Genomic DNA, 23,430 nt, shown 5'->3' with positions numbered 1-23,430 from the left:
GGGCCGACGGGCCAATTTCGGGCGACTTCGCGTACAGCTCGAAGAGGTCCGACTGTCACTCAGAGTGGCCGTTTCACAGAAGTTGAGCCAGAGCCCGAGTCGTGACGTCAGTCGTTCATCGATTTGGGAGGCACCCAGATCCGCGATCGGGCGGTGCTCACGAGATTTGACGGCAGTGGGGTGCTTGCCAGGACAACATCACGGTGTTCTCGGGGAAAGGTCCTGATCATGCCGCAGATGCCGAAGGTCGCGCCGCACGCGGCCGGCTCGGATCGCCCCCGCACTACTCACCTCCGTTGCAGCCGTCCACGCCCCGTCCGGAGCGTTCAGCTGCCGACGCGCGTGTACGTGAGGAACACCGCGCCGCTCTTGAGGACGACATGATCTGCGAGTGTCCAGGTGCGCGGGTCGAAGGCAGCCTTGCGGGAGAACAGCGGGATCCCGTCGCCGATGGTCAGCGGGCCGACTTTGAGGATGAGCGTGTCGATCTCGGCGTACAGGGAGCCCGCGAGCTCGGCGCCGCCCAGGAGCCAGATGTCCTTGCCATCCTGCTGCTTGAGTTCGCGCACGGTCGCCACCGGGTCGTCGGCGACCAATTCGACGGCCGGGTCCGGGCTCTCGGTCAGGGTCCGGGAAAACACCAGGTGACGCAGGTGGGGGTAGGCGTCGGTGATGCCGGCCGCAAGACCGATCTCGTAGCTGCGCCTCCCCTCCAGCACGGTGTCGAAGTGCGTGCCCTCCGCCGTGACGGACAGTGCCTGCCGGGCCTGGACGGGCAGCGTCTCCGGGTACTCGGCCACGAGGTGCTGTATGTAGTCCTCCGGTATGGGCCAGAAGCCGTTGGGACCGGTGGGGTCCCCGCCGTCCGGGCCCGCGATGAAGCCATCGAGAGTGGTGGCGATGTAGTGGACGAGTCTGCGCATGCCGGGTCCCTTCCATTGGTCATGCTGGCGCGCTACTGCCCGGCACTGCCGGATGGCATGCCGAGGTGCGAGGCCGCTGAGTGATCATGGCACTCGTCCAACCAGCGCGAGCACCGTGCCGTCAAATCTCGTGAACATTCGCCCGCGCGCCAGGGTTCAACTGCTGCCCGAACCAGCCGACAAACGCTGTCACTTGAAGTGGACGAAGCCAGGCTGGTCCTCAACGCCCTCGTGCTGTTCAACACGCGGTACATGGACGCTGCGGTGAAGCAGCTGCGGATGGACGGTTTCGACGTCCGTGACGAGGACGTGGCTCGCCTCTCACCGTTCGTGCGGCACCACATCAACATGCTCGGCCGGTGCTCCTTCCAGCTCCCTGACCTGCCCGGCGGCCTGCGACCACTGCGTGATCCGGACGCCGCCGAGGCGTGAAGCCGCAGGCACCGTCGCGGGGCCCGGACGCTGTGCTCCGCACTACCGGGCCCAGCGGTCAGGGGCTGGGGTGCGCGATCGTAGGCGCTCCCCCTGCGGCCCGAACATGATCAGGTATTCGACCGGTCCGCCGGGTCCGGCGTTCGCGACTCCGTGGGCGGTGCGGGTGTCGAACTCGGCCACGTCCCCGGCGCTCAGCACGAGGTCCTGCTCGCCGAGCGCCAGCCACAGCCGCCCGTACAGGACGCACAGCCATTCGTACCCGTCATGGGAGACCTGCCGCGGCCGCGCCGGCGGCGCGTCGATGGCGGGCAGGACGTGCTTGTGGGCGTGCAGGCCCCCGACGTACCGGGTCAACGGCAGCACCACCTTGACGTCGCCGGGACGCTGCGGCATCGGGATGCGCGGTCCGGCCGCGGCGACGGGTGCAGTGCCGGCCAGCTCGTCCAGGGAGATGTCGTACGCCTTCGCGAGCTGCAGCAGCACCTCCAGGGTCGGCTTGCGCCGACCGGTCTCGATCCGCGACAGCGTGCTCAGCGAGATGCCGGTCGCACGGCTGACGCCGGTGAGCGTGGCGCCGCGCTGCTCGCGCGCGGTCCGCAGCCGAGGGCCCACGGCCGCCAGCGTGTCGGTAGCGCCGTCGTCCGTCACCATCGCCCCGATCCCTCCGGCCGCGCCGCCTCCACCGCCCTGTCCTGCCAGTTTGCCACGATGGCAAGGGTGTTCGCGTCGGGCGGCCGCCGCGCCGCAAGATCGGTGGGTAACCGCGGCCGCCCGTGAACCGAGGAGAAGCCATGCACCAGCCCGCGCCGTCCGCCGACCTGCGCCACCGCACCATCGAGGCACCCGCCGGGCGCCTGCACCTGGTCGAGCAGGGCACCGGACCGCTGGTCCTGCTCGTCCACGGCTTCCCCGAGTCCTGGTACTCCTGGCGCCGCCAGCTCCCGGCCCTCGCGGCGGCGGGGTACCGGGCCGTGGCGCTCGACGTGCGCGGCTACGGCCGCTCCTCCAAACCGGCCGCGACGGACGCCTACCGGATGCTCGACCTGGTGGAGGACAACGTCGTCCTGGTACGCACCCTGGGCGAGGAGAGGGCGGTGGTCGTCGGGCACGACTGGGGTTCCAGCATCGCGGCGACCTCCGCCCTGCTCCACCCCGAAGTCTTCCGCGCCGTCGGACTGCTGAGCGTCCCCTACGCGCCGCCCGGCGGCCCCCGCCCCACCGACGTGTTCGCGCAGATGGGCGGCGACCAGGAGTTCTACGTCTCGTACTTCCAGGAGCCCGGCCGGGCCGAAGCGGAGATGGAGCCCGACCTCCGGGGCTGGCTCGCGGGCTTCTACGCAGCCATGTCCGCCGACACCATGCCCACCCAGGGCGAGCCTGACCCCCACTTTGTGGCCCGCACCGGCGGCCGGCTGCGCGACCGCTTCCCCGGCGGCAAGCTGCCCGCCTGGCTGACCGAGGACGACCTCGACGTGTACGCCGGGGAGTTCGAGCGCACCGGCATGACCGGGGCCCTCAACCGCTACCGCAACATGGACCGCGACTGGGAGGACCTCGCCCAGTACGGCGGCGCCCCGATCAAGCAGCCGTCCCTGTTCATCGGCGGCGCCCTGGACGCCTCCACGACCTGGATGGCCGACGCGATCGACGCCTACCCAGCCACCCTCCCCGCCCTGGCCTCCACCCACATCCTGGACGGCTGCGGGCACTGGATCCAGCAGGAGCGCCCCGAGGAGGTCAACCGCCTGCTGACCGCCTGGCTCGCCTCCCTCCAGGGCTGAATCGACGGGTGTGCCGGCCGGCCTCCGTCGCATGAGAACCCCGTTCGGCACACCCGAGGGCAGCACCCGAACCTCACGCCCGCTCAGCGCCGCGCGTCCCCCGGCGCGAGCAGGCTGGTCACCTCGGCGATGGCTTCCGTCGACGGCTCGACGTACCGTCGGACGTTCTCCGCCTTCTTGTGCCTCGACTTGGCCATCAGCATCAGCAGGGACGCACCCTACTCCCCGAGGTGGGTCAGCGAAGAGGTTCCTACAGCCTCACGTTCAATTCCGCAGTCGCCCCCTGTGGCGAGGGCCCGTTGACTAATCACGTGACTCATCACGGACCGTGCTACGGCTCGTGCTATGGCTCAGGACATGATCCGCCGGACAGAACTCAGGTCTGCGCGGTTCCGAGGGCGTTGCGCAGGAACGCTGTTGCCTGGTCGATGGCTCCGCGGGCGGCTTTGGACTGACTCAGCGAGTTGAGCATCATGAAGTCGTGGACCGTGCCGTCGTAGCGCACCGTGGTCACCGGAACGTCGGCTGCTCGGAGCTTGGCGGCGTACGCCTCGCCCTCATCGCGCAGCACGTCGGCCTCGTCGACGATCAGCAGGGCGGGCGGCAGGCCGGAGAGCTGCTCGATGGTGGCGTGGTTGGGAGACGCGGTGATCTCCGCGCGTTGGTTCGGGTCGGTCGTGTAGGCGTCCCAGAACCATTCCATCAGCTTGCGGCTCAGGTAGTAGCCGGTGGCGAACTGGTCGTAGGAACCGGTGTCCATGGCCGCATCCGTGACCGGGTAGTACATCGACTGCTGTATGAACGTGACGTCACCGCGCTCCTTGGCCATGAGGGCGAGTGCGGCGGTCATGTTCCCGCCGACCGATTCCCCGGCCACCGCCATGCGCTGTGCGTCCAAACCCTTGGACGCTCCCTCGCGGACGATCCACTGCGCGGTGGCGTAGCCCTGCTCGATGGCCACGGGGTAGTGCGCCTCGGGTGACGGCGTGTACTCCACGAAGGCCACTGCCGCACGGGCGCCGACCGCCAACTCCCGCACCAGGCGGTCGTGAGTACCGGCATTGCCCAGCACCCAGCCACCGCCGTGCATGTACAACACGACGGGCAGCGCTCCGGTGGCACCCTGCGGCTTGACGATGCGTACCCGTACATCGCCCACGGCTGCCGGAACCGAAACCCACTCCTCGTCGACCGGCAGTTTGTCGACTGGCGCGGCCTGGAGGTCGTCGAGCACCTTGCGCGCCGCGGTCGGATCCAGCTCGTACAGGAACGGATGTTGTGAGGTTGCGTCTGCGAGCTCCTGCGCCTCGGGCTCGAGGACGATTGAGGCGGTTTGACCAGCCATGGGGAATGCTCCTTGGGGAATCCGAGAAGCGCGTGGTGACAAGCGCGGGGCGCTGAAGAGCGCCGCGCTGCGCTCGGGTTGGCGAGCGGTCGGCAGAGCCTCCGCCCTTGGTCAAGCCCCTGATGGGCATATATGTCCAGTGTAATTGCCCCTCCTCCGCAGGTGCATTCCAAGGAACCGCCACATCCGTCCCGCGTCGGATGCGCGGCTCGGTGACGACACGGCCTCCTCGGCGACATGCTCACCGAGGGGCGGATACACCGACCGACCGTCGCGGCGATCCGGCTCTGGCTTCGGGGGTAGATCCATTATCGCGGTCCGCGGAGGCGCTTGTCACCCTTCTCCGGAATGATCTTTACGTCCGTTATGTACCCATAGGGTTACGGGGACCGAGCACGACGTACCGACCTGATGAAGGAGTCGAGAGTGGCGCACGACGTTGCCGCGCTGGCGAAGGAACTCACCGCCATGGCCGCGGCCGATCACCAGTCCTCAGTCCACGCCAACAGCGATGACCCCGCCGAGCAGTTGGCGTGGCGCCGGCTCACCGCGCGGCACGGTGACCGACTCGGCGAGATCATGGATGAGTGCGGCTGGCCGACGGCGGACATGGTCGGCGAGGACGCCGCCCGCGCAGCGTGGCTGATCGCCCAGCACGCCGACCGGCAGCTTGACGTTCAGCGACGCGCTCTCCGGCTGATGCAGCAGGCGGTGTCGGCAGGCGCGGCCAGGCCGCGGGAGCTGGCCTTTCTACATGACCGCACACGGGTCAACGAGGGCCGCAAACAGACCTACGGCACACAGATCGCCGGCGTGAAGGACGGAGCACCGGTTCCGTGGCCCTGCGAAGAGCCCGAGCGCATGGACGAACTCCGCGTCGAAGTCGGCATCGAGCCCTTCGACGAGTACATTGCCAAGTTCTCAATGGCCTGACGCCGGCCGCGTCCGGCGGGTCATACCCCGGTCCGGCGGGTCATGCCCCGAGGCTCACCTGCCGCGGGCGAGATCCGCCGGACAGGCTCTGGCCGGTCACTCACGCGGCCCTGCCCGTGTGCGTTCGGTAGCCGCCGACCGCATCAGGTTGACCGCCGTCACCGCAGTCGCCGTTGCGACCGCCGAACCGTGCGCAGGTGCGGACCAGTTCGGGGCTGCCCAGGACCACTCCGACGCCGTGATCACACCGACCACACCGCGATCATCCCGCTGCGGCCGATCCTCCCGGGCGGCTGCCGGAAGCGAAGCGGAGGATGTCGGGTACCGCTTCGCGCAGGCTCCCGAAGTGACGGTGCACGCCGGCCACCCTGCTCGGAGCGTTCACCCCCCACACCGTCATACCGGCCCGCAGTCCTGCCTCGACTCCGGAGGGGGCGTCCTCGATGACCAGGCAGTCCTCGGGCCTGGCACCGAGCTGCTCGGCAGCCAACAGGTAGGGCACGGGCGAGGGTTTGCCTTCCTCCACGGCTGCGGCGTCCACGACGACGCGCGGAACCGGCAGGCCCGTTCGAGAGAACCGCCCACGCACCCGATGCTCATAGTTCGAGGTCACCAGCGCCCACGACCCTGACGGCAGGGCATCCAGCAACTCGGATGCACCGGCGAAGGCTGCATAGACGCCGGACCGGACGTCCTCATCCTCGAGTTCGTGGAGCGCAGCCAGGCACCCAGTCGGATCCTGGTCCGGAGCCACCTGCGCAAAGGTCTCCATCGGCCGCGTCCGCAGCGCAATCTGGTAGACCTCGTCCGGGTCCAGTCCGTATCGCCCCGCCCACGTTCCCCACACCCGGCGTTGGTTGGCCACGGCGTCGATCAACGTGCCGTCGACATCGAAGAGGACGAACTTCCTGGGGCGGGACTGCGCAAGCTCACTCGTCACGTCGCGATCATGCCAGGAAGCCCTGAAGGTCCCTTACGGGACGACCCCTGGATGACGCCTGGTGTCAGCTCGCTTGAGCGGATGTGGTGCGGAGGAATTGGCCAAGGATCTCGCCGAAGGCCTCTGGTCGTTCCATGTTGGGGTAGTGGGCGCTGCCTTCGACAGTCGTCGCGCGGCCGTTGGCGACGGTTCGTACGAGGCGTTCGGCCATGCCGATGTGGTCGTCCGAGTCGATGCCGCCGATGATGGCCAGCACCGGGACCGTGATCTTCGCCGCCCGCTCCCAGGTCTCGGTCACAGGCACCATGTGCACGGGCTCGTCAGCGGTGTGTTTGGCGACGGTCCGCCGGGTCATCTCCCGCAGCCTGCGCACGACATCCTGGTCGACGTCGTCGAGGGTGCGGTGCGGTCCCGCCGCGAGCCGGGTGAATGCCTCGACCCAGCCCTCGGTGTCACCCGCGGCCAGCGCGCGGGCCTCCTCGGCCTCGATCTCGCCGAGCCAGGGGTCCTGGAATTCGGGTTCGCTGGTTCCGACGCCGCTGACGACCAACGCACGTACCAGATCGGGGTGTTCGAGCGCGGTATCGACGGCGATGGCACCGCCCATCGACAGTCCGACGAGGATCGCGGGACCGATGTCGAGGTGACACGCCCCTCGCGCCCGACGACCTCGCCCAACGCCTCACGGAAGTGTTCGCCCTGGTCGGCCCGTTGTACCGACGCGTGCAACGCAAGGTGGAACAAGCGGCACCCCCATCGAGGGACTCTCCGTCGGTGTGCGTGCCGTCTTGGTCCTGCTTCTGGAACACGGGCCCATGACCGTCCCGCAGATGGGCCGCGCACAGGCGCTGAGCCGACAGTTCGTGCAGTGCATGTTGACTGCGGGCGCGGCGAACAGCCAAACGATCCCAACTAAGGCCAGACATCCCACATTTAAGGGCCATATCGAGCCCATTTCCTCATACCCGAATATTGCGATCAAAACGACTGGCATGAGGGCGACGAAGCCCGCAAAGGCGCCAGCAGATTCGTTCGATGCCTTCCGGGCCAGTTCTTTTCGTTCGCCGAGCGTCGCCATGGCCCACGGCGTCACTGCGCCGGCGGGACGTTCCGACACGTGGTACCCATACTGCCGCGCAAGCATCCGCGCCCCCGTCCGTCTTGAGATGAGCAAGAGGGTATGGAGGCTGCCGGCAGGGGGCAATGGGGTCACCGCGTCAGCGCCGCCCGCGGCCGTTGCCACAGGAGCGCTCCGCAGCGCCCGCACGGAGCCCCGGTGCTACAGGGCGACGGGGCGACGGGGCGACGGCGCGGAACCGGGATCCGCGCCGGTCAGAACTTCACGGTCGAGACGGTGTACACCACGGGGTGACCTGGCTCGTCGTAGCTGACCATGATCCGCTGGGCGGGGTGCGGGGCCTGGGGGCTGGTCGTCGTACCGGCCCACGGCCAGTCGATGCTGAAGTCCCAGCCGACCTTCGCCGCCTGCGCGGGCGGGATGGTGTGCTGGCCCTTCTTGAGGGCCGCGCTGCTGGTGCCCACCGCCCTGAGGTAGTGCTCCAGGCCCCACTCGTTGGTCCGGAACTGGACGAACAGCGAGCTGGTCTCCCAGGAGTTGGTCTCGTAGTAGTAGACCGGCGTGGAGCCGATCGGCACCGGGACGTTGTAGATCCGCTGCTGGACCTTGGAGGGGAAGGCGTTGGTCAGGCCGGTGGCCGCGGCCTCGGCCTCCTTGCCCTCGCCGCTGTTGCGGCTCTGCTCGGCGGAGATGACGATGTAGCCGGCCGGGATGGCGATCAGCAGGAAGACGACCAGCGCCATCAGCCAGGGGCGGCGGCGCTTGTCGCGTGGGTGGGGGGCGGGGTGGTGGTCGTCGTGCATGGCGTGGACTTCGGTTTCGGTCATCGGCGGCCGGCCCGTTCATAGCGCTCGTAGCGCTCGACGCGGCGACGGTTGGCGCGGCGGAACCGGCGGGCCACCAGGCGGGCGAGGTCGGCGGCGCCGACCATACCGGCTTCGGGGCCCAGCTGGGCCTTGGCGATGGTGGCTTCGGGGCGGTAGCCGCGGCCGGTGAGGTGGCGCCGGAAGGCGTCCCGGGCCGGGGCGATCAGCAGGTCGTCGGCGGCGCTGACCCCGCCGCCGATGACGAAGCAGGACGGGTCGAGCGCGGCGGCGAGGTTGGCGATGCCGACGCCCAGCCACTGGCCGATGTCCTGGAGGAGTTCGACGCACATCGCGTCGCCCTCCCGGGCCAGCTCGGTGATCAACGGGCCGGTGATGTCGCCGATCCGGCCGCCCACCCGCTCGATGATGTTGTACGCGACCGGGGAGTCCGCGGCGGCCAGTTCCCGGGCCTCGCGCACCAGGGCGTTGCCGGAGCTGTACTGCTCCCAGCAGCCGCGGTTGCCGCACGGGCAGCGATGGCCGCCGGGCACCACCTGCATATGGCCGAATTCGCCGGCCACCCCGTACTTGCCGCGCTTGACGGCGCCGTCCTCCAGGATCGCGCCGCCGATGCCGGTGCCGAGGGTGATCATGACGAGGTGGTCCTCGCCGCGGCCGGCGCCGAACCGCCACTCCGCCCAGGCGGCGGTGTTGGCGTCGTTGTCGACCATGACGGGGACGGCCAGGCGGCCGGCGAGGCGGTCGCGCAGCGGCTCGTTGCGCCAGTTCAGATGCGGGGCGAAGAGGACGTTGCTGCGGTCCGCGTCGACCCAGCCGGCCGCGCCGATGCCGACCGCGTGGACGTCGTGCCGGTCGGAGAGGTCGAGCACCAGCTCGGTGATGGTGTCCTCGACGACCTTGGGGCTCTTGGACTTGTCCGGCGTCTCGGTGCGGACCTTCTCCAGGATGGTGCCGTCGGCGTCGACCACGCCCGCCATGACCTTGGTTCCGCCGATGTCGATGCCGACGGTGGGCACCCGGGGCGCGGTCAGGTGCGAGCGCCGCTCGCGGGTGCCGACCGTGCGCAGCACGGTGGCCCTGGCGGTCCCCCGGTGCACCCGGTCCCGGTACATGCTCATCGACCCACCTCTTCGCCGTTACGGTCGCGGCCCTGTTCGCCGGTGCTCCCCCACTGCCCGAAGGGCGTGGGTGGTACCCCGATGCGGCGGTTGCGTGCTCGCAAGAGTCGTCTCGTCCCTGCGGGGTCTCGGGAGGCCGGGGCCTCGATGTGCGGGTTCGCTGCGATTGTGCATCACCGGCGGCGTCCGGCGCACCGCGACCGACAGCGATGCGCCCCGCGCGGCCCGGAGGCGGCGCGGGGCGTGGGTCCGGCGACCGGTGATCAGTCGGGCCGGTGGCCGCCGGGGAATTCCGGCGTCGCGGTGCGGGCCAGCTCGTGGCTGAGCTGTTCCAGTTCGCTGCCGCCCGCCATTTGGCGGGTCAGCTCCTCCAGGGCGATCTCGGACTTGGTGTGGCTGCCGGCCATGGTGCCGCGCTTGAGGAGCACGAAACGGTCGCCGACGAGGTACGCGTGGTGCGGATTGTGGGTGATCAACACCACGCCGAGTCCGGCGTCGCGGGCGGCCGCGACGTACTTGAGGACCACGCCGGACTGCTTGACGCCGAGCGCCGCGGTCGGTTCGTCCAGGACGAGGACCTTGGCGCCGAAGTAGACGGCCCGGGCGATGGCCACGCACTGCCGCTCACCGCCGGAGAGGGTTCCGATGGGCTGGTCGACGTCGCGCAGGTCGATGCCCATCCGCAGCAGTTCGCTGCGGGTGGTCTCGCGCATCGTGCGGACGTCGAGGCGCTTGGACGGGCCCGCTCCGGTGGTCGGCTCCGAGCCGAGGAAGAAGTTCCGCCACACCGGCATCAGGGGGACGACCGCCAGGTCCTGGTAGACGGTGGCGATCCCACGGTCGAGGGCCTCGCGCGGGGAGGAGAGGGTGGTCTCCTCGTCCTCGATGGTGAAGGAGCCGGCGTCGTGCCGGTGCAGGCCCGCGATGATCTTGATGAGGGTGGACTTGCCGGCGCCGTTGTCACCGAGCACACAGGTGATCTCCCCGGCGTGCACCTCCAGGGACACGCCCTCCAGTGCCCGGACGTTGCCGTAGTACTTGCTGACGTCTTTCAGCTCGACCAGCGCTGTCATGCCTTTGCCTCCGCCCGCTTGCGGACCCATGCGTTCAGGAGTGTGGCGAGCAGCAGCATCGCGCCGAGGAAGAACTTGTACCAGTCCGGGTTCCACTGCGCGTACACGATGCCCTTGCTGGCCATGCCGAAGATGAAGGCGCCGACGGCTGCGCCGATCGCCGAGCCGAAGCCGCCCGTCATCAGACAGCCGCCGACCGCCGCGGCGATGATGTAGAGGAACTCGTTGCCCACGCCGTCGCCGGACTGGATCGCGTCGTACGAGAACAGCAGGTGCTGTCCGGAGACCCAGGCGGCGAAGGCGACGCCCATGTAGAGGCCGATCTTGGTCTTGGCGACCGGGACGCCGACGGCCCGTGCGGCGTCGGCGTTGCCGCCCACCGCGAAGATCCAGTTGCCCACGCGGGTGCGCAGCAGGATCCAGGTGGCGAGGGCGACCAGCGCGATCCACCACACGATCGTGATCTGGATGTCGACGCTGCCGACGGTCAGGTGCGAGGCGAAGAGCGTCCGGGCCGAGTCGAAGCCCTCCATGTCGGAGATCGACTTCGTCGACACCGTGCCGCTGATCAACTTGGTGAAGCCGAGGTTGAGGCCGGTCAGCATGAAGAAGGTGCCGAGCGTGATGATGAAGCTGGGCAGTTTCGTCCGGGTCAGCAGCACGCCGTTGAACGCCCCGATGGCCAGGGTGACCAGCAGGGACACCCCGACGCCGACCCAGGTGTTGGCGGTCATCTGGTAGCTGAACATCGACGAGATCAGCGCCGAGCTGACGACCATGACACCGGCCGACAGATCGAACTCCCCGCCGATCATCAGCAGCGCCACCGGCACGGCCATGATGCCGATCGTCGAGGACGCGTAGAGGACGGTGGAGAGGCTGGAGGCCCTCAGGAAGGGCTCGGCGATGATCGAGAAGAAGACGAAGACCGCGGCGGCGCCGACGACCGACCCCAGTTCGGGTCGACCCATCAGCCGGCGGGCCAGCGAGCGGTGCAGCAGTCGTTCGTCTCCGCCGCTCTTGGCGGGCTGCACGGTGGATGCGTCGGCGTGGCTCATCGGGTCCCCCGCTTCGTGTACTCCTGGAGCGCCGCGGCGTCCTTCTTGGTGATCACCTGGGGCCCGGTGAGCACCGGTTTGCCGCCGCCGAGGACGTCGGCGTTGTACTTGTACAGCCAGAGCAGGTCGACCGCCTCGTAGCCCTGGAGGTAGGGCTGCTGGTCGACGGCGAAGCCGAGGGAGCCGTCCTTGAGGCCGGCCGCGACCTGGGCGTTGAGGTCGAAGGTGTCGATCTCGGCCTTGCTGCCCGCCTGCTCCTTGGCCTTGACGGCGGTGGGGGCGAACGGCGCGCCGAGGGTGACGACGGCATCGATGGACGGGTCCGCCTGGAGCTTGGACTCGATGGAGGACTGTACGTCCGGCATGTTGGTGCCCTCGACGTAGAGCTTCTCCAGATCGCCCTTGAAGGTCTTCTTGGCGCCGTCGCAGCGCTGCTCGTGGCCGACGTTGCCCTGTTCGTGCAGGACGCACAGGGCCTTCTTGCGGCCGCGCTGGTTCAGCGCGTCGCCGACCGCCTCGCCGGCCACCGTCTCGTCCTGCCCTATGTGGCTGAGCGCGCCGAACGCCTTGGACTCGTCGGCCCCGGAGTTCACGGTGATCACCGGGATGCCGGCCCGTTCGGCCTTCTCGACGACGTCCTTCATGGCGCTGGGCTTGGCCAGCGAGACGATCAGCCCGTCGACCTTCTGGTCGATGTAGGACTGCACCAGCTGGGCCTGCCGCTGGGCCTCCTCGTCGTGCCCGTAGAGGAACTTTATGTTGTCCTTGGTGGCGGCCTGACGGGCGCCGTTCTGCACGATGTCCCAGAAGGTGTCGCCGTCTCCCGAGTGGGTGACCATCGCGAACGTCCACCTCGGGGTGTTCACCGCGGCCTTGCCGCCGGCGGTCCTGGCGGCGCGCTCCTCCTCGGCCCGTCTGCCTCCGGTGCTGCTGCACCCCGCCAGAGAGGCGCCGAGCACCGCCGCCAGCACGGCGCTGACGACGCGTCCCCTTCTCCGAACCCTTGCCACGAGGACTCGCCCCTCCCGCTGATCTCGCCGTGTCGGCTGCGTTGCTTGTCTGCGCGTCGGTTGTCTGCGCCGTATGGGGTTCCCGGTCGGTATGTGTGCGGTGTCGACGTGTGGGGTGTCGCCCACCGACACGCTCCGGCCGGGCCCAACCGACCAAGTATCCGTTACCGGTGATCTGTCCCGGTTCATGGGGTCCCGTCTTCCCTGTGGTCTCACCTGGTGCCTCGCCCGGTGTACTCGGTCAGCTTGGGTACGTCCTTCTCGGTGACCAGTGCGGGGCCGGTGAGCACCGGCTTGCCGCCGCCGAGGACGTCGGCGTTGGTCTTGTGCAGCCAGAGCAGGTCCACCGCCTCGTAGCCCTGGAGGTAGGGCTGCTGGTCGACGGCGAAGGTGACGTCCTTGGCCTTGAGGAGCTTGACCACCGCGGCGTTCAGATCGAAGGTCGCGATCTGTGACGAGCTGTCCGCCTCCTGTTTGGCCTTGACGGAGATCGCCGCCATCGGGGCGCCGAGCGTGACGATCGAGTCGATGGACGTGTCGGACTGTAGTTTCGCCTGGATCGAGGACTGTGCGGCCGGCGCGTTGGTGCCGTCGACGTTGAGGTTCTCGACCGTCCCGTGGAAGCCCTTGCGCACGCCCGCGCAGCGGTCCTCCAGCGAGACGTTGCCCTGCTCGTGGATGATGCAGAGGGTCTTCTTCACGTGCCGGTTGTTGAGCTCCTCGCCGACCGCCCGGCCGGCCACCGACTCGTCCTGCCCGATGTGCGTCAGCGCTCCGTACGCCTTGGAGAACTCGCCACCGGAGTTGATCGTGATGACCGGTATGCCCTGCGCCTCGGCCTTGCGGACGGCCGCCTTGACGGCCTCCGGCTTGGCGAGGGTGACGATCAGCCCGTCCACCTTCTGGTCGATGTACGACTGGATCAGCTCGGCCTGCTGGGAGCCCTCCTTGTCGTGGGCGTAGAGGAACCGCACCCCGTCCTTGGCCGCGGCCCGCTCGGCGCCGTTCTGGACGATGTCCCAGAAGGTGTCGCCGTCACCGGCGTGGCTGACCATCCCGATGGTCATGCGGACGCCGGAGCCCTTGCCCTGGGCGTCCTGACCGCCGGTGGCACTGCACCCGGCGACCAGGGCGACGGTGGTCAGTAAAGCGGCGGCACTGCGGACGGTGAGCCGCCGGACGCCGGTTGTACGCACGCTGATCATCGTGGACCCGCCTTTTCTCCACGGCCGCCGGAATGCGGTTGGAGGAGTTTGTAACGGCGGGGCGAGAGCCACGTCAATGCTTTGTCAGAACATTCTGACGATCGGACGTCGCGCCAACCTCACATAACGGGCATCGATGGCGCAAACACCCGGCCATCTCGCCGCAGGGGCCGTTTCAGGGCCGCACGAGCAGCTGGAATTCGAAGGCGTAACGGGACGCGCGGTAGACGTGCGAGCCGTACTCGACCGCTCGCCCGGTGTCGTCGAACGTCGTGCGCTGCATGGTGAGCAACGGCGCGCCCTCGGGCTCGTCCAGCCGCTGCCCCTCCTCCGCGGTCGCGGCCCGGGCCCCGACCGCCTGCCGGGCGCTGTGCAGCGTGATCCCGGCCGACCGCATCAGGCGGTACAGGCCGGTCTGCTCCAGTTCGGCGGTCTCCAGCTTCAGCAGCCCGGCGGGCAGGTGGTTGCGCAGGTGCGCCACCGGCTCGCCGTGCGCCAGCCGCAGCCGCTCGACCAGCGCGACCTCCGCGCCCTCGGCGATGCCCAGCGCCGCGGCGACCTCGGCGTCGGCCTCGGTGGTGGTGTTGAGCAGCACACGGGTGGCCGGTTTCTGTCCGGCCGCCTCCAGGTCGTCGTAGAGGCTGCTCAGCTCCAGCGGCCGTTTGACCTGGCTGTGCACGACCTGGGTGCCGATGCCCCGGCGGCGCACCAGCAGGCCCTTGTCGACCAGCGACTGGATGGCCTGGCGCACCGTGGGCCGGGACAGGCCCAGCCGGCCGGCCAGCTCGATCTCGTTGCCGAGCAGGCTGCCGGGCGCCAGCCTGCCGTTCTCGATCGCGGCCTCCAGCTGTTGCGACAGCTGGAAATACAACGGGACCGGACTGCTCCGGTCCACGCTGAACTGAACGGGGCTCTCGGCACCCAGGGCGTCTTCGGTTTCGCGTTTCCCCACGCTCGCGAGCGTATCCGCCCGCGCAGATGACGGGAAGTCCGGAGGTCACATTGTCCGGACAAGGGCCACCAAGAGACCGTCTGGCTAGGACGCCACGGTCGGGCCGTTCACCGGGCCGTTGAGCGGCATGGCCGTCCCCTGTGCCACCGCGCACGGGGTCGGTGTCCCGTCCTCGCCGATCACCGTCAGATCGCAGCGGCACACGGCCTGCCGTCGGCCGGCGTGCACGACCTCGGCGCGGGCCCGGAGCGTCCGGCCGCGCGCCGGGCGCCGGGCGCCGGGCGCCGGGCGCCGGGCGCCGGTACATCGTCCGCCTCTCGTGCACTGCGCCGTCCGCATCCGCTGCCGTGAGCTACTTCATCCACGCGTCCTCATACTTCCGGTACGTGCCGTCGTGCGTGGCCAGATGCACCCACTGGTTCACATAAGCCGTGAACTCCTGGTCGCCGCGGGGCAGGGCGTAGGCCTTCTCGGAGAAGGTGAAGGGCCGGTCCGGGTGGAGCGAGCAGAGTTCGGGGTGGATCTTGGCCTGGTAGCGGGTCTCGCTGGCGTCCGTCATCATCACGTCCGCGCGGCCGGCGATGATCTCGTCGAAGATCGTGGTGTTGTCCGGGTGGACCTTGATGGTGGCGCGCTTGATGTGGGCGCGGGTGAACTCCTCGTTGGTACCGCCGGGGTTGACGACGACGGTCGTGCCGGGCCGGTCGATCTGTTGCAGCGTCTGGTACTTGTCCCGGTCCGCGCAGCGCACGACGGGCGTCTTGCCGTCGGTCCGGGTCGGCTCGCTGAAGGCGACGGTGCGGGCGCGCTTGAGGGTGATCGAGACGCCGCCCATGGCGATGTCGCAGCGGCCGGCGGAGAGGTCGTCGATGAGCGTGGCCCAGGTCGTGGCGGTGTAACGGGGCTTGGCGTCCAGGCTCTTGGCGAGGTTCCGGGCCATCTCGATGTCCACACCGCGGTAGCTGCCGGTGCGCGGGTCGCGGTGGCTGAAGGGGAGGTAGTCGCCGGTGGTGCAGACGCGCAGTACCCCACGGCGCGGAACGGTGTCCAGGGCCGAGGCCTTCGAGCCGCCGGCGGCCGCGGGCCCGGCCACGGCCCGGGATGGGGCGGAGGTCCCGGAAGGCGCCGGGGCGGCGGCGGTGACGGCGAGCAGACAGGCGAGGGCGGAGAGGGTGGCGGCGCGCTTCATGAGGGCTCCTCTGGCTCCGGGCGGTCGGTCCTGTGGTGGCCGCGGCGGGCCGGGCACCGGACGACCCGGCCCGGTGCGGCACGGCGGCATGATCAGGTGGTCGGAGCGCTCAGGGTGGCAGAGCCGATGGCGGCGGTGAACCCCTTGACCGGGTGGTGGGACGGGGACCCGGCGGTCGGTGAGGTGCCGTCGGCCTTCCGGTACAGCGGTGAGGTGCCGCCGGCCTTCCCGGTCCAGCAAAGGATGATGACGGTGCGTCAGCCCGCGTAGCGGCCCGGGGCGCCGGCGTGCGGGGGCTCGGTGGCCACCTCGGCGAGGCGGGCGAGGAGTTCGGCGGCGCGCTTGGCGACCGTGTCGCGGTCCCCCTCGGAGAGCTCCGCGCCCATGCCCACCGCGACGGCGCCCGCGGCGATCCACTCCGGCGCGCTGTCGACCGTCACCCCGCACGTCGGCAGCACCGGCGCCTGCGGCAGCGCGGCGAGGACGTCCCGGAGCCAGGACGGGGAGTGCGCGGAGGCGGGGAACAGCTTGAGGGCGTCGGCGCCGAGCTCCAGGGCGCGGACCATTTCGGTCGGCGTCGAGACACCCGGGAAGACCGGGACTCCGTAGCGGTGGCCGGTGCGGATGACCTCGGCGTCGAGGCTCGGCGAGACCAGGAAGCGGGCGCCCGCGTCGACCGCCATCCGGGCCGACGCCGCGTCAAGGACCGTGCCCGCGCCGATGACCGCGTCGTCCCCGAGCTCGCGGGTGAGCGTCGTCACCGCTTCCAGCGCGAAGGGGGTGGTGAGGGATATCTCCAGGCTCGTGATGCCCGCCGACAGCAAGGTGTCGGCGGTGGCGCTCGCCTCGTCATAGGTCGCGCTGCGGACGATGGCGAAAACACCCTGCGCCAGTGCGGCCCGGGTGATCTCCCAGCGATACACGGCAGTTCGCCGTCCTTCCTTGTCTCCGAGGCCTTCTGCCGGATCGCCATGGCCACGGCTGATACGGCGCTTTCGGGGCGGGTCACGGCAGCTGACCGCACATGGTCCCTTTTCCGTTGATGACCGCCCACTTCTCGTTTCTACCGAAACGCTACCGGGGACCACTGACAATCCTCCCTCGGGGGGTGCGCCCCGCGCGCCCCTTCTGCCAAGACCGGGAGAAGAGGCAGGTAAGAGGGGGCGCACAGCAAGGCGGCCGGGGTGCGAGTGCACCCCGGCCGCCGGTGGGTCGTCGATGTGTGGGTATCAGCAGCCGCGGTCGACCAGGTCGAACGTCCGGTAGTGGTCGGCGGTGTAGTAGTCCTCGTCCTGCTGCTCACCGGCCACGATCCGGCGCGCGCCGCGGTCCGGCGAACCCGGCGTGATGACGGTGTACTCGTGGTAGTAGCCGGTGCTCTGCGCCGGCAGGACGCCCTCGCGGTTGTCGAACACCGTCCCGTCCTTCGGGTACGGGAAGGGCCCGCCCTTGGCGATCAGGTCGAGGGTGTCGTGCGCCTGCGAAGGCAGCTTGGAGTAGCAGATGTTGCCGACGTCCTGGGCGTGCACGGCCGTGGCGTACGCCGTCGCGGCGTACGAGGTGGCCGGGCGGGCCGCGGCGGTGGCGGGGTTGGCGGCGACCGCGGTCCCGCCGATGAGAAGGGCCGATGCGAGGGCGCCTACGGCGCCGATCCTGGTGATCCGTGGGGGGATTCTCATGCGTCCAGCATGACGCGCGTAGACATGCTCCTGTCAATGCCAAGGAGGGGAAGTTTCCCGGGAGTTCACAAGAACCACAACCGGCCACCCCTTCTCGTAGACGATCCGTCACCCCCGGTGCACCCCGGACCCGGCCGGGCGGGTTGAATCGGATCTCCGATTCACAACACTGGAGGATGACTCATGCGGGTCAAGGACTTCGACCACCTGGTGCTCACGGTGCAGGACATCGAGCGCTCGCTGGCGTTCTACTGCGGACCGCTCGGCCTGGAGCCGGTACGGGTGGACGCATGGCGGGCCGGCACCGCTCCGTTCCCCTCGGTGCGGATCAGTCCGACCACCATCATCGACCTGATCACCCGTCCCGACGCCGGGCCCGGCACGGCCGACTCGTCCAACGTGGACCACATCTGCCTCGTCGTGGACCCGCTGGACTGGCAGGAGGTCATCGACTCCGGGGCCTTCACCGTGCTGGAGGGTCCGGTCGACCGGTACGGCGCGCGCGGCGACGCACGGTCGATCTACGTGCAGGACCCGGACGGCAACACCGTCGAGCTGCGCTGGTACCCCGAGGACGCCGAGCAGTAGAGGCGCCGAGCAGGAGACCGGCCGGCCGGTCCGGCCGCTTTGCCTCTCAGGCAAGTTTTTTTGCCCGAGAGGCGAGGGGTCGCTATACCGGGGATATGACCGAGCTCCCCGACGAGCCCTCCGGCGCTCTGCCGGAGGACCTCCCCACCGTTGCGCCCCGCCTCCGTGACCTGCGGAAACGCAGTGGTCTCACGCTGGAGACCGCGGCTCGACTGGTGGGGCTCTCCCCCGCGCACCTGTCGCGGCTGGAGACCAACCGGCGTCAGCCCTCGCTGCCGATGCTGCTCGCGCTCGCCCGTACGTACGGAACCACGGTATCCGACCTGCTGGGCGAGACCGCCCCCGAGCGGGACCCGATCGTTCGGGCCGGCCGCGCCGAGCCGTCGGAGGCCGGCGGCTGGACGTACTGGACCGTCGGCGGCGCCGGCCGGGCGATGCAGGCACTGCGGGTGCACGTGCCGCGGCAGGCACAGGGCGAGCTGGTGCGGGTGCACCCCGGTGAGGAGTGGCTGTACGTCCTCAAGGGGCGGCTGCGCCTGACGCTCGGCGCGGCGGTGCATGTGTTGGGCCCGGGGGACGCGGCGCACTTCGACTCGCTCACCCCGCACCGGATCGCCGCCGCCTCGCCGGGCGGCACGGAGCTGTTGTTCGTCCACACGCTGCTACAGAGCGGCGCCGCCGAGCTGTGCCTGGGCGAGGCCGCGCCGCGCCGCGGGCTGTGAACAGGGAAGGAACCCACGTCGTGCCGGACCACACCACTCCCCCGTCGACCGCCTCCGCCGCGCCGCCCGCCGCCGAGGCCTCCCCCGCCGAAGCCCCCCGCCCCCGCCGCTACGTCGAGACCAAGACGCCCCGGGGCGTCTACGTCCGGGTGTTCATCTACGTGGTGGCGACGCATGTGCTGCTGGCGCTGATGAGCCTGGTGGTGGTGATGGCCAACTCGCGCTAGGTGTGTCCGGCCCCGACCCGTCGGACAGGCCCTGGCAGGCGACCCGTTGGGCCCGGCGCAGCCGCGCCCCGGCCCCGGGGTTGTCCATCCGTCCGGTCCGAAAGTCCATTGCCCCGGCACGGTGGTCGGGTGGAGCCTGCTGCCGCGAAGTGCTCGCAGCAGGCCGATCCCGTACCTCGCCGTACCGAGGAGGACCGAAGGATGCACCGAACGCGCACCGCGGCGGCCACCGCACTGGCCGTGGCCCTGGCCGCGATCCCCCTGCTGGGCGCGGCGGGACCGCCGGGCACCGTCGCGGGCCGGGAGGCCGCGCGGGCGCGCCCCGTCCCCGCGCTCTCCCCCACCCCGCAGTCCGTGCACACCCGTGCCGACCGCGTCTCCATCACCCGGTCCGTGACCGTCGTCGCGGGCCCGAAGGCCGACGCCCCGGCGCTGGCGCTGGTCGAGAAGTCGCTCAAGGACGCCGGCGCGGACCGGGTCGTACGGGGCGGGCGGGCACCGGGCGGCCGGCAGCTGACGGTCTACGTCGACGGGGCGGGCGCGGCCCGCGCGCTGCGGGCACTGGGCGCCCGGGGCATTGACGGGCTGCCCGCCGAGGGCTATGCGTTGGCCGTCGGCGACGGCCGGATCGCACTGGCCGGCCGGGACGCCACCGGCACGTACTACGCCGCGCAGTCGCTGCGCCAGCTGCTGCCCCACCGCGACCGCCCCGGCGCGCGGGTGCCCGGCACCGTCGTGCGCGACTGGCCGGCCACACCGCTGCGCGGTGTCATCGAGGGCTTCTACGGAACCCCCTGGTCGCACCGGGCCCGCCTCGACCAGCTGGACTTCTACGGTGCGCACAAGCTGAACCTCTACGTCTACTCGCCGAAGGACGACCCCTACCTCCGGGCGAAGTGGCGCGACCCGTACCCCGCGGACCGGCTCGCGCAGCTCAAGGAGCTGGTGGGCCGGGCCCGGGAGCGGCACGTGGAGTTCACCTACGCGCTCTCGCCCGGACTCTCCGTCTGCTACAGCTCCGACGCCGACCTCGCGGCGCTGGTCGCCAAGTTCCGGACGCTGTGGGACATCGGCGTGCGGACCTTCGCCGTGCCGCTGGACGACATCAGCTACACGGACTGGAACTGCGCCGCGGACAAGGAGCGGTTCGGGACCGGCGGCGGAGCGGCCGGCGCCGCGCAGGCGCATCTGCTCAACCGCGTGCAGCGGGAGTTCATCGCCACCCACCCGGGCGCCCAGCCGCTACAGATGGTGCCGACCGAGTACTACGACGTGAAGCCGTCCCCCTACAAGAAGGCGCTCGCCACCCAGTTGGACGAGCACGTGCTGGTGGAGTGGACGGGCGTGGGGGTGATCGCGCCGACGATGACCGTCGCCCAGGCCCGGCAGGCCCGGGAGGTGTTCGGCCACCCGATCCTCACCTGGGACAACTACCCGGTCAACGACTACGTGACCAACCGGCTGCTGCTCGGCCCGTTCAACGGGCGGGAGAAGGGGCTGCCCGAGGAGCTGGCGGGGATCACCGCGAACCCGATGATCCAGCCCGCGGCGTCCAAGATCGCACTGCACACGGTGGCCGACTACACCTGGAACGACACGGCGTACGACGCCCGCGCCTCCTGGACCGCGGCCATCGCGGAGCAGGCCGGCGGTGACGCCGGTACCGCACGGGCCCTGCGGGCCTTCGCCGACGCCAACTACTCCTCGTCGCTCAACCCCCGGCAGGCCCCCGAACTGGCCGCGGCCTTCGCGGAGTTCGACCGCATCGGGGACGCCGGGCGGCTGGACCGGACGCTGCGCACCCTCCAGGACGCCCCCGCGGTGCTGCGCCACCGGCTCGCCGACCGGGGCTTCGTCGAGGACAGCGCGCCCTGGCTGGACGCCACGCACGGCTGGGGGGTGGCGGCCCGCACCGCCCTGCGGCTGATCGAGGCGACCAGGGCCGGTGACGGCGCCACGGCCTGGCAACTGCGGCAGCGGATCCCGGAGTTGGTGCGGACCGCGAAGTCGTTCGTCTATGTGGACATGACGGGGAAGCGGATCCCGGTGCTGGTGGCGGACGGCGTGCTGGACACCTTCGTCGACGATGCGCTCGCCGCCCACGACCGGGCGCTGGGCGTCATCGGCCGCCCCAAGGCCGGCACCGACCTGTCCGTCTATCAGGACCACGCGCCCGCCCGGATGACCGACGGCGACGACACCACGTACTTCTGGAGCGGTACGGCGCCCAAGGCCGGTTCGTACGTCGGTCTGGATCTGCACGCCGCGCGCCCGCTGGGCACCGTCACCCTGGCGATGGGCAAGGGTGGGAGCCCGGACGACTACCTGCACCACGGCGTCCTGGAGTACTCGTCCGACAACCGGACCTGGCAGCGGTTGGCCGCCTTCGACGGGCAGGCCGAGGTGCGCGTCGACCCGCCGGCCGGCACCACCGCCCGGTACGTCCGCGCACGGGCCACCCAGTCGCAGGACAACTGGCTGGTGGTACGGGAGTTCGCGGTCGGCGGCGCCGCTCGGGTGACGGTTGCCGGCGGCCCGCCTCCGGCGCAGGGCAGCGCGCTGCGGGCGGCGGCGGACGGCGATCCGGCGACCGTCTACCGCGCGGCCCGGACGGCCCGCGCCGGCGAGGCGCTGGAGCTCACGCCGGACGCGCCCCGCGCGGCACGGTCCGTGGTCGTGCTGCGGCCCGAGGGCGCCCCGGCCGGGGCGGCCACGGTCGAGGTCCGCACCGGCGGTTCCTGGCGCACGCTCGGCACGCTGTCCGGTGCCTATACGCGTCTGGCGGCCGGTGCCGGCACGGTCGAGGCGGTACGGCTGGCCTGGCGGGACGGGGCGGCCGCACCCGCGGTCAATGAGGTGATTCTGCACTGAGCGGCGGGTCGGGGCGCCGCCACGCGAAGACGGTGACGGGACGGCGGAGCCCCGCGTCCTAATCTGGGGCGGGGCGTGTCATATGGATCTGCTCGGGGTTGCCGATCCATAAGGCACGCCCCCCGGCCGCTGCCCTCGCCCCGGAGGAGACCGCCCCATGCCCCGACCCGCTCCCGGCACGCCCCGCCCGACCGCGGCGGCCGTGCTCGACGATGCGGTGCGCGCGCTCGCCCCGGACGCGGCCGCCAACCGACTGGTCGCCCGGATCGGGGCGGGCGAGGCACCGCGCTCCGTCTTCGCCACCTTCGCCCTCGAACAGCATCAGGTGATCAGCGCCGACCGGCTCAGCTTCCTGCACCTGGCGCGCCGGGCGGACGGCGACCCCCCGGTGGCCGACTTCTTCGATCTGCTCGCCCACGGGGAGGCCCTGGCGCTGCGTCAGCTGGCCGGGCTGGCGGACGCCTGCGGGCTGACGGACCGTGACTTCGCCGACTACCGGCCCCGGCCGGGCTGCCAGGCCTACCCGTCCTACGCGGCCCGGCTCGCGCTGGGCGCCGGGCCGACCGATGTGGCGATCGCCCTCACCGCCAACTTCGCCGCCTGGGGCGGCTACTGCGCCACCGTCGAGGCGGCGATGCGGGAGCACTACGCCTTCCCGGACGCGGCCCGCGGGTTCTTCGGCCTCTTCGCCGAACCGGCGCCGGCCGTCGCGGAGCAGGCCCGCGCGGCGGTGCAGCACGGGCTCGACACCGGTCAGGCCCGGCCGGCCGCGGCACACCGCTACGGCCGGCTCCTCCAGGCGTACGAGCTGATGTTCTGGGACTCCGTCGAGGACTGACCCGCACGGGTACGGGTTCCGGGGTTCCGCCGGAGCACCTCGCTCACCAGGGCAGACAGCGCGTGCGGACCGGCCCCGGTGGCCAGTCGGCGTCGTCTCGCAGCGGCGTCCACATCGTCCGCAGCGGCATGGCGACGGGCCCTTCGGGCTGTTCGACCCGGACCTGTGCCGCCAACGGGTGCCAGCCGAGCCGCTGGTACAGCGCCACCAGCGGTGGACGGCAGAAGAGCACCGCGTACCGCGGTCCCATGGTGCGCGCGTGGTCCAACGCGGCCTGGACCACGCGTCGGGCCAGCCCGCTCCCCCGCGCGTCCGGCGCGACGGCCACCCCGCCCAGACCCACGGCCGGTATGTCGACCCCGCCGACGGACAGCGGCACCCGCCGCAGACCGGCGTGCGCCACCAGCCGTCCGTCCCGCCGGATCCCGAAGTGCTCCTCCTTGGGCAGCCAGGTCAGTCCCGCGCCGGCGACACCGAACGGGTCGTCGCCGTCTCCGAGGATCTCGTTCTGCTCCGCCGCCGCGTACCGCGTGAGCCGGACCACGGCCGGCGACGCGGGCGATAGGTTCCCGGTCATTCCCGCATGATGCCGGGCGCGCCGGGATCCGACCAAGCGAAGGAGCCAGGAGCCCCCGTGC

At 70.7% G+C, this 23,430-nt stretch carries 22 protein-coding genes and 5 pseudogenes; 9 read left to right on the top strand and 18 right to left on the bottom strand.

What is annotated here, in order from left to right:
* Window positions 1-326: 326 nt before the first annotated feature.
* Window positions 327-923: a dihydrofolate reductase family protein gene (locus AB0C96_RS37255; protein WP_362923956.1), complete on the bottom strand. Its 597-nt coding sequence runs from the start codon at window positions 921-923 to the stop codon at window positions 327-329.
* Between the two features lie 153 nt (window positions 924-1,076).
* Here AB0C96_RS37255 and AB0C96_RS37250 point away from each other — a divergent pair.
* Window positions 1,077-1,355 (top strand): annotated as a pseudogene (locus AB0C96_RS37250) (Tn3 family transposase); the annotation flags it as partial.
* Window positions 1,356-1,397: 42 nt separating this feature from the next.
* On the opposite strand, the gene AB0C96_RS37245 reads toward AB0C96_RS37250, so the two are convergent.
* Entirely contained in the window at window positions 1,398-2,009 is a 612-nt protein-coding gene (locus AB0C96_RS37245) for a helix-turn-helix transcriptional regulator (protein WP_362923954.1), read from the bottom strand.
* 140 nt (window positions 2,010-2,149) lie between these two features.
* Here AB0C96_RS37245 and AB0C96_RS37240 point away from each other — a divergent pair, with 140 nt between their 5' ends.
* Window positions 2,150-3,139 carry an alpha/beta hydrolase gene (locus AB0C96_RS37240; protein WP_362923952.1) on the top strand — a complete coding sequence of 330 codons (990 nt, stop codon included), beginning with the start codon at window positions 2,150-2,152 and terminating at the stop codon, window positions 3,137-3,139.
* An 83-nt stretch (window positions 3,140-3,222) separates the two neighbouring features.
* Here AB0C96_RS37240 and AB0C96_RS37235 read toward each other — a convergent pair.
* A pseudogene (locus AB0C96_RS37235) lies at window positions 3,223-3,384 on the bottom strand (site-specific integrase); the annotation flags it as partial.
* Between the two features lie 131 nt (window positions 3,385-3,515).
* Entirely contained in the window at window positions 3,516-4,484 is a 969-nt protein-coding gene (locus tag AB0C96_RS37230) for an alpha/beta hydrolase (RefSeq protein ID WP_362923950.1), read from the bottom strand.
* Window positions 4,485-4,910: 426 nt separating this feature from the next.
* On the opposite strand from AB0C96_RS37230, the gene AB0C96_RS37225 reads away from it, so the two are divergent.
* Entirely contained in the window at window positions 4,911-5,417 is a 507-nt protein-coding gene (locus AB0C96_RS37225; RefSeq protein WP_362923948.1) for a DUF6624 domain-containing protein, read from the top strand.
* Between the two features lie 262 nt (window positions 5,418-5,679).
* Here the strand turns inward: AB0C96_RS37225 and AB0C96_RS37220 are convergent, their stop codons facing one another.
* Together AB0C96_RS37220 and AB0C96_RS37215 are read right to left on the bottom strand one after the other, a co-directional pair.
* Window positions 5,680-6,357: an HAD-IA family hydrolase gene (locus AB0C96_RS37220; protein ID WP_362923946.1), complete on the bottom strand. Its 678-nt coding sequence runs from the start codon at window positions 6,355-6,357 to the stop codon at window positions 5,680-5,682.
* A 64-nt stretch (window positions 6,358-6,421) separates the two neighbouring features.
* Window positions 6,422-7,003: pseudogene (locus AB0C96_RS37215) on the bottom strand (alpha/beta hydrolase); the annotation flags it as partial.
* A gap of 44 nt (window positions 7,004-7,047) precedes the next feature.
* Between AB0C96_RS37215 and AB0C96_RS37210 the strand changes: the two are divergent.
* Window positions 7,048-7,235: pseudogene (locus AB0C96_RS37210) on the top strand (MarR family transcriptional regulator); the annotation flags it as partial.
* Between the two features lie 454 nt (window positions 7,236-7,689).
* On the opposite strand, the gene AB0C96_RS37205 reads toward AB0C96_RS37210, so the two are convergent.
* From AB0C96_RS37205 to AB0C96_RS37155, 11 genes and pseudogenes are all read right to left on the bottom strand, one after another.
* Window positions 7,690-8,262: a hypothetical protein gene (locus AB0C96_RS37205; RefSeq protein WP_362923944.1), complete on the bottom strand. Its 573-nt coding sequence runs from the start codon at window positions 8,260-8,262 to the stop codon at window positions 7,690-7,692.
* Window positions 8,259-9,380, bottom strand: a complete 1,122-nt coding sequence (locus AB0C96_RS37200; protein ID WP_362923943.1) for an ROK family glucokinase — start codon at window positions 9,378-9,380, stop codon at window positions 8,259-8,261. The genes AB0C96_RS37205 and AB0C96_RS37200 overlap by 4 nt, the downstream gene beginning before the upstream one ends.
* Window positions 9,381-9,643: 263 nt before the next feature.
* Complete coding sequence (locus tag AB0C96_RS37195; RefSeq protein ID WP_362923941.1) at window positions 9,644-10,453, bottom strand: ATP-binding cassette domain-containing protein; 810 nt, start codon at window positions 10,451-10,453, stop codon at window positions 9,644-9,646.
* The gene (locus AB0C96_RS37190; protein WP_362923939.1) at window positions 10,450-11,511 is read right to left on the bottom strand and encodes an ABC transporter permease; all 1,062 of its coding nucleotides are present in this window, start codon (window positions 11,509-11,511) and stop codon (window positions 10,450-10,452) included. Before AB0C96_RS37190 ends, AB0C96_RS37195 begins: the two co-directional genes overlap by 4 nt.
* Window positions 11,508-12,521 (bottom strand): sugar ABC transporter substrate-binding protein, encoded by a 1,014-nt coding sequence (locus AB0C96_RS37185; protein WP_362923937.1) that lies wholly within the window; start codon window positions 12,519-12,521, stop codon window positions 11,508-11,510. The genes AB0C96_RS37190 and AB0C96_RS37185 overlap by 4 nt, the downstream gene beginning before the upstream one ends.
* Before the next feature lie 212 nt (window positions 12,522-12,733).
* Complete coding sequence (locus tag AB0C96_RS37180) at window positions 12,734-13,726, bottom strand: sugar ABC transporter substrate-binding protein (RefSeq protein ID WP_362923935.1); 993 nt, start codon at window positions 13,724-13,726, stop codon at window positions 12,734-12,736.
* A 175-nt stretch (window positions 13,727-13,901) separates the two neighbouring features.
* A complete protein-coding gene (locus AB0C96_RS37175) occupies window positions 13,902-14,678 on the bottom strand; it encodes a GntR family transcriptional regulator (RefSeq protein ID WP_362923934.1) in 777 nt (258 codons plus the stop codon).
* An 84-nt stretch (window positions 14,679-14,762) separates the two neighbouring features.
* Window positions 14,763-14,948, bottom strand: a pseudogene (locus tag AB0C96_RS37170) (hypothetical protein); the annotation flags it as partial.
* An 82-nt stretch (window positions 14,949-15,030) separates the two neighbouring features.
* Complete coding sequence (locus AB0C96_RS37165) at window positions 15,031-15,867, bottom strand: transporter substrate-binding domain-containing protein (RefSeq protein ID WP_362923932.1); 837 nt, start codon at window positions 15,865-15,867, stop codon at window positions 15,031-15,033.
* A gap of 257 nt (window positions 15,868-16,124) precedes the next feature.
* Window positions 16,125-16,790 carry a bifunctional 4-hydroxy-2-oxoglutarate aldolase/2-dehydro-3-deoxy-phosphogluconate aldolase gene (gene eda / locus AB0C96_RS37160; RefSeq protein WP_362923930.1) on the bottom strand — a complete coding sequence of 222 codons (666 nt, stop codon included), beginning with the start codon at window positions 16,788-16,790 and terminating at the stop codon, window positions 16,125-16,127.
* A 306-nt stretch (window positions 16,791-17,096) separates the two neighbouring features.
* Window positions 17,097-17,546, bottom strand: a complete 450-nt coding sequence (locus tag AB0C96_RS37155) for a ribonuclease domain-containing protein (RefSeq protein ID WP_362923928.1) — start codon at window positions 17,544-17,546, stop codon at window positions 17,097-17,099.
* A gap of 183 nt (window positions 17,547-17,729) precedes the next feature.
* On the opposite strand from AB0C96_RS37155, the gene AB0C96_RS37150 reads away from it, so the two are divergent.
* The 5 genes from AB0C96_RS37150 (at window position 17,730) to AB0C96_RS37130 (ending at window position 22,792) form a co-directional block, all read left to right on the top strand.
* Window positions 17,730-18,134, top strand: a complete 405-nt coding sequence (locus AB0C96_RS37150) for a VOC family protein (RefSeq protein ID WP_362923927.1) — start codon at window positions 17,730-17,732, stop codon at window positions 18,132-18,134.
* 95 nt (window positions 18,135-18,229) lie between these two features.
* Window positions 18,230-18,856, top strand: a complete 627-nt coding sequence (locus tag AB0C96_RS37145; RefSeq protein WP_362923925.1) for an XRE family transcriptional regulator — start codon at window positions 18,230-18,232, stop codon at window positions 18,854-18,856.
* A gap of 20 nt (window positions 18,857-18,876) precedes the next feature.
* Window positions 18,877-19,083 carry a DUF6126 family protein gene (locus AB0C96_RS37140; protein ID WP_362923924.1) on the top strand — a complete coding sequence of 69 codons (207 nt, stop codon included), beginning with the start codon at window positions 18,877-18,879 and terminating at the stop codon, window positions 19,081-19,083.
* A 201-nt stretch (window positions 19,084-19,284) separates the two neighbouring features.
* A complete protein-coding gene (locus AB0C96_RS37135; RefSeq protein ID WP_362923922.1) occupies window positions 19,285-21,954 on the top strand; it encodes a beta-N-acetylglucosaminidase domain-containing protein in 2,670 nt (889 codons plus the stop codon).
* Window positions 21,955-22,111: 157 nt separating this feature from the next.
* Window positions 22,112-22,792 (top strand): transcriptional regulator, encoded by a 681-nt coding sequence (locus AB0C96_RS37130; RefSeq protein WP_362923920.1) that lies wholly within the window; start codon window positions 22,112-22,114, stop codon window positions 22,790-22,792.
* 43 nt (window positions 22,793-22,835) lie between these two features.
* On the opposite strand, the gene AB0C96_RS37125 is transcribed toward AB0C96_RS37130, so the two are convergent.
* Window positions 22,836-23,369, bottom strand: coding sequence for a GNAT family N-acetyltransferase (locus AB0C96_RS37125; protein ID WP_362923918.1), 534 nt, complete (start codon window positions 23,367-23,369; stop codon window positions 22,836-22,838).
* Window positions 23,370-23,430: the final 61 nt, after the last annotated feature.

The organism is Streptomyces sp. NPDC048506 (assembly GCF_040651315.1).
Lineage (GTDB): Bacteria > Actinomycetota > Actinomycetes > Streptomycetales > Streptomycetaceae > Streptomyces.
Note: the sequence above shows the minus strand (reverse complement) of the source record. Positions and strands in the feature narration are given on the sequence as shown.

What these genes read in the sequence shown, in the direction of transcription:
- AB0C96_RS37230 (WP_362923950.1), bottom strand. Translation starts at nt 4,484, where the DNA reads ATGGCTGGTCAAACCGCCTCAATCGTCCTCGAGCCCGAGGCGCAGGAG.
- AB0C96_RS37135 (WP_362923922.1), top strand. Translation starts at nt 19,285, where the DNA reads ATGCACCGAACGCGCACCGCGGCGGCCACCGCACTGGCCGTGGCCCTG.
- AB0C96_RS37130 (WP_362923920.1), top strand. Translation starts at nt 22,112, where the DNA reads ATGCCCCGACCCGCTCCCGGCACGCCCCGCCCGACCGCGGCGGCCGTG.
- AB0C96_RS37240 (WP_362923952.1), top strand. Translation starts at nt 2,150, where the DNA reads ATGCACCAGCCCGCGCCGTCCGCCGACCTGCGCCACCGCACCATCGAG.
- AB0C96_RS37125 (WP_362923918.1), bottom strand. Translation starts at nt 23,369, where the DNA reads ATGACCGGGAACCTATCGCCCGCGTCGCCGGCCGTGGTCCGGCTCACG.
- AB0C96_RS37200 (WP_362923943.1), bottom strand. Translation starts at nt 9,380, where the DNA reads ATGAGCATGTACCGGGACCGGGTGCACCGGGGGACCGCCAGGGCCACC.
- AB0C96_RS37180 (WP_362923935.1), bottom strand. Translation starts at nt 13,726, where the DNA reads ATGATCAGCGTGCGTACAACCGGCGTCCGGCGGCTCACCGTCCGCAGT.
- AB0C96_RS37165 (WP_362923932.1), bottom strand. Translation starts at nt 15,867, where the DNA reads ATGAAGCGCGCCGCCACCCTCTCCGCCCTCGCCTGTCTGCTCGCCGTC.
- AB0C96_RS37195 (WP_362923941.1), bottom strand. Translation starts at nt 10,453, where the DNA reads ATGACAGCGCTGGTCGAGCTGAAAGACGTCAGCAAGTACTACGGCAAC.
- AB0C96_RS37155 (WP_362923928.1), bottom strand. Translation starts at nt 17,546, where the DNA reads ATGAGAATCCCCCCACGGATCACCAGGATCGGCGCCGTAGGCGCCCTC.
- AB0C96_RS37190 (WP_362923939.1), bottom strand. Translation starts at nt 11,511, where the DNA reads ATGAGCCACGCCGACGCATCCACCGTGCAGCCCGCCAAGAGCGGCGGA.
- AB0C96_RS37150 (WP_362923927.1), top strand. Translation starts at nt 17,730, where the DNA reads ATGCGGGTCAAGGACTTCGACCACCTGGTGCTCACGGTGCAGGACATC.
- AB0C96_RS37205 (WP_362923944.1), bottom strand. Translation starts at nt 8,262, where the DNA reads ATGACCGAAACCGAAGTCCACGCCATGCACGACGACCACCACCCCGCC.
- AB0C96_RS37245 (WP_362923954.1), bottom strand. Translation starts at nt 2,009, where the DNA reads ATGGTGACGGACGACGGCGCTACCGACACGCTGGCGGCCGTGGGCCCT.
- AB0C96_RS37145 (WP_362923925.1), top strand. Translation starts at nt 18,230, where the DNA reads ATGACCGAGCTCCCCGACGAGCCCTCCGGCGCTCTGCCGGAGGACCTC.
- AB0C96_RS37255 (WP_362923956.1), bottom strand. Translation starts at nt 923, where the DNA reads ATGCGCAGACTCGTCCACTACATCGCCACCACTCTCGATGGCTTCATC.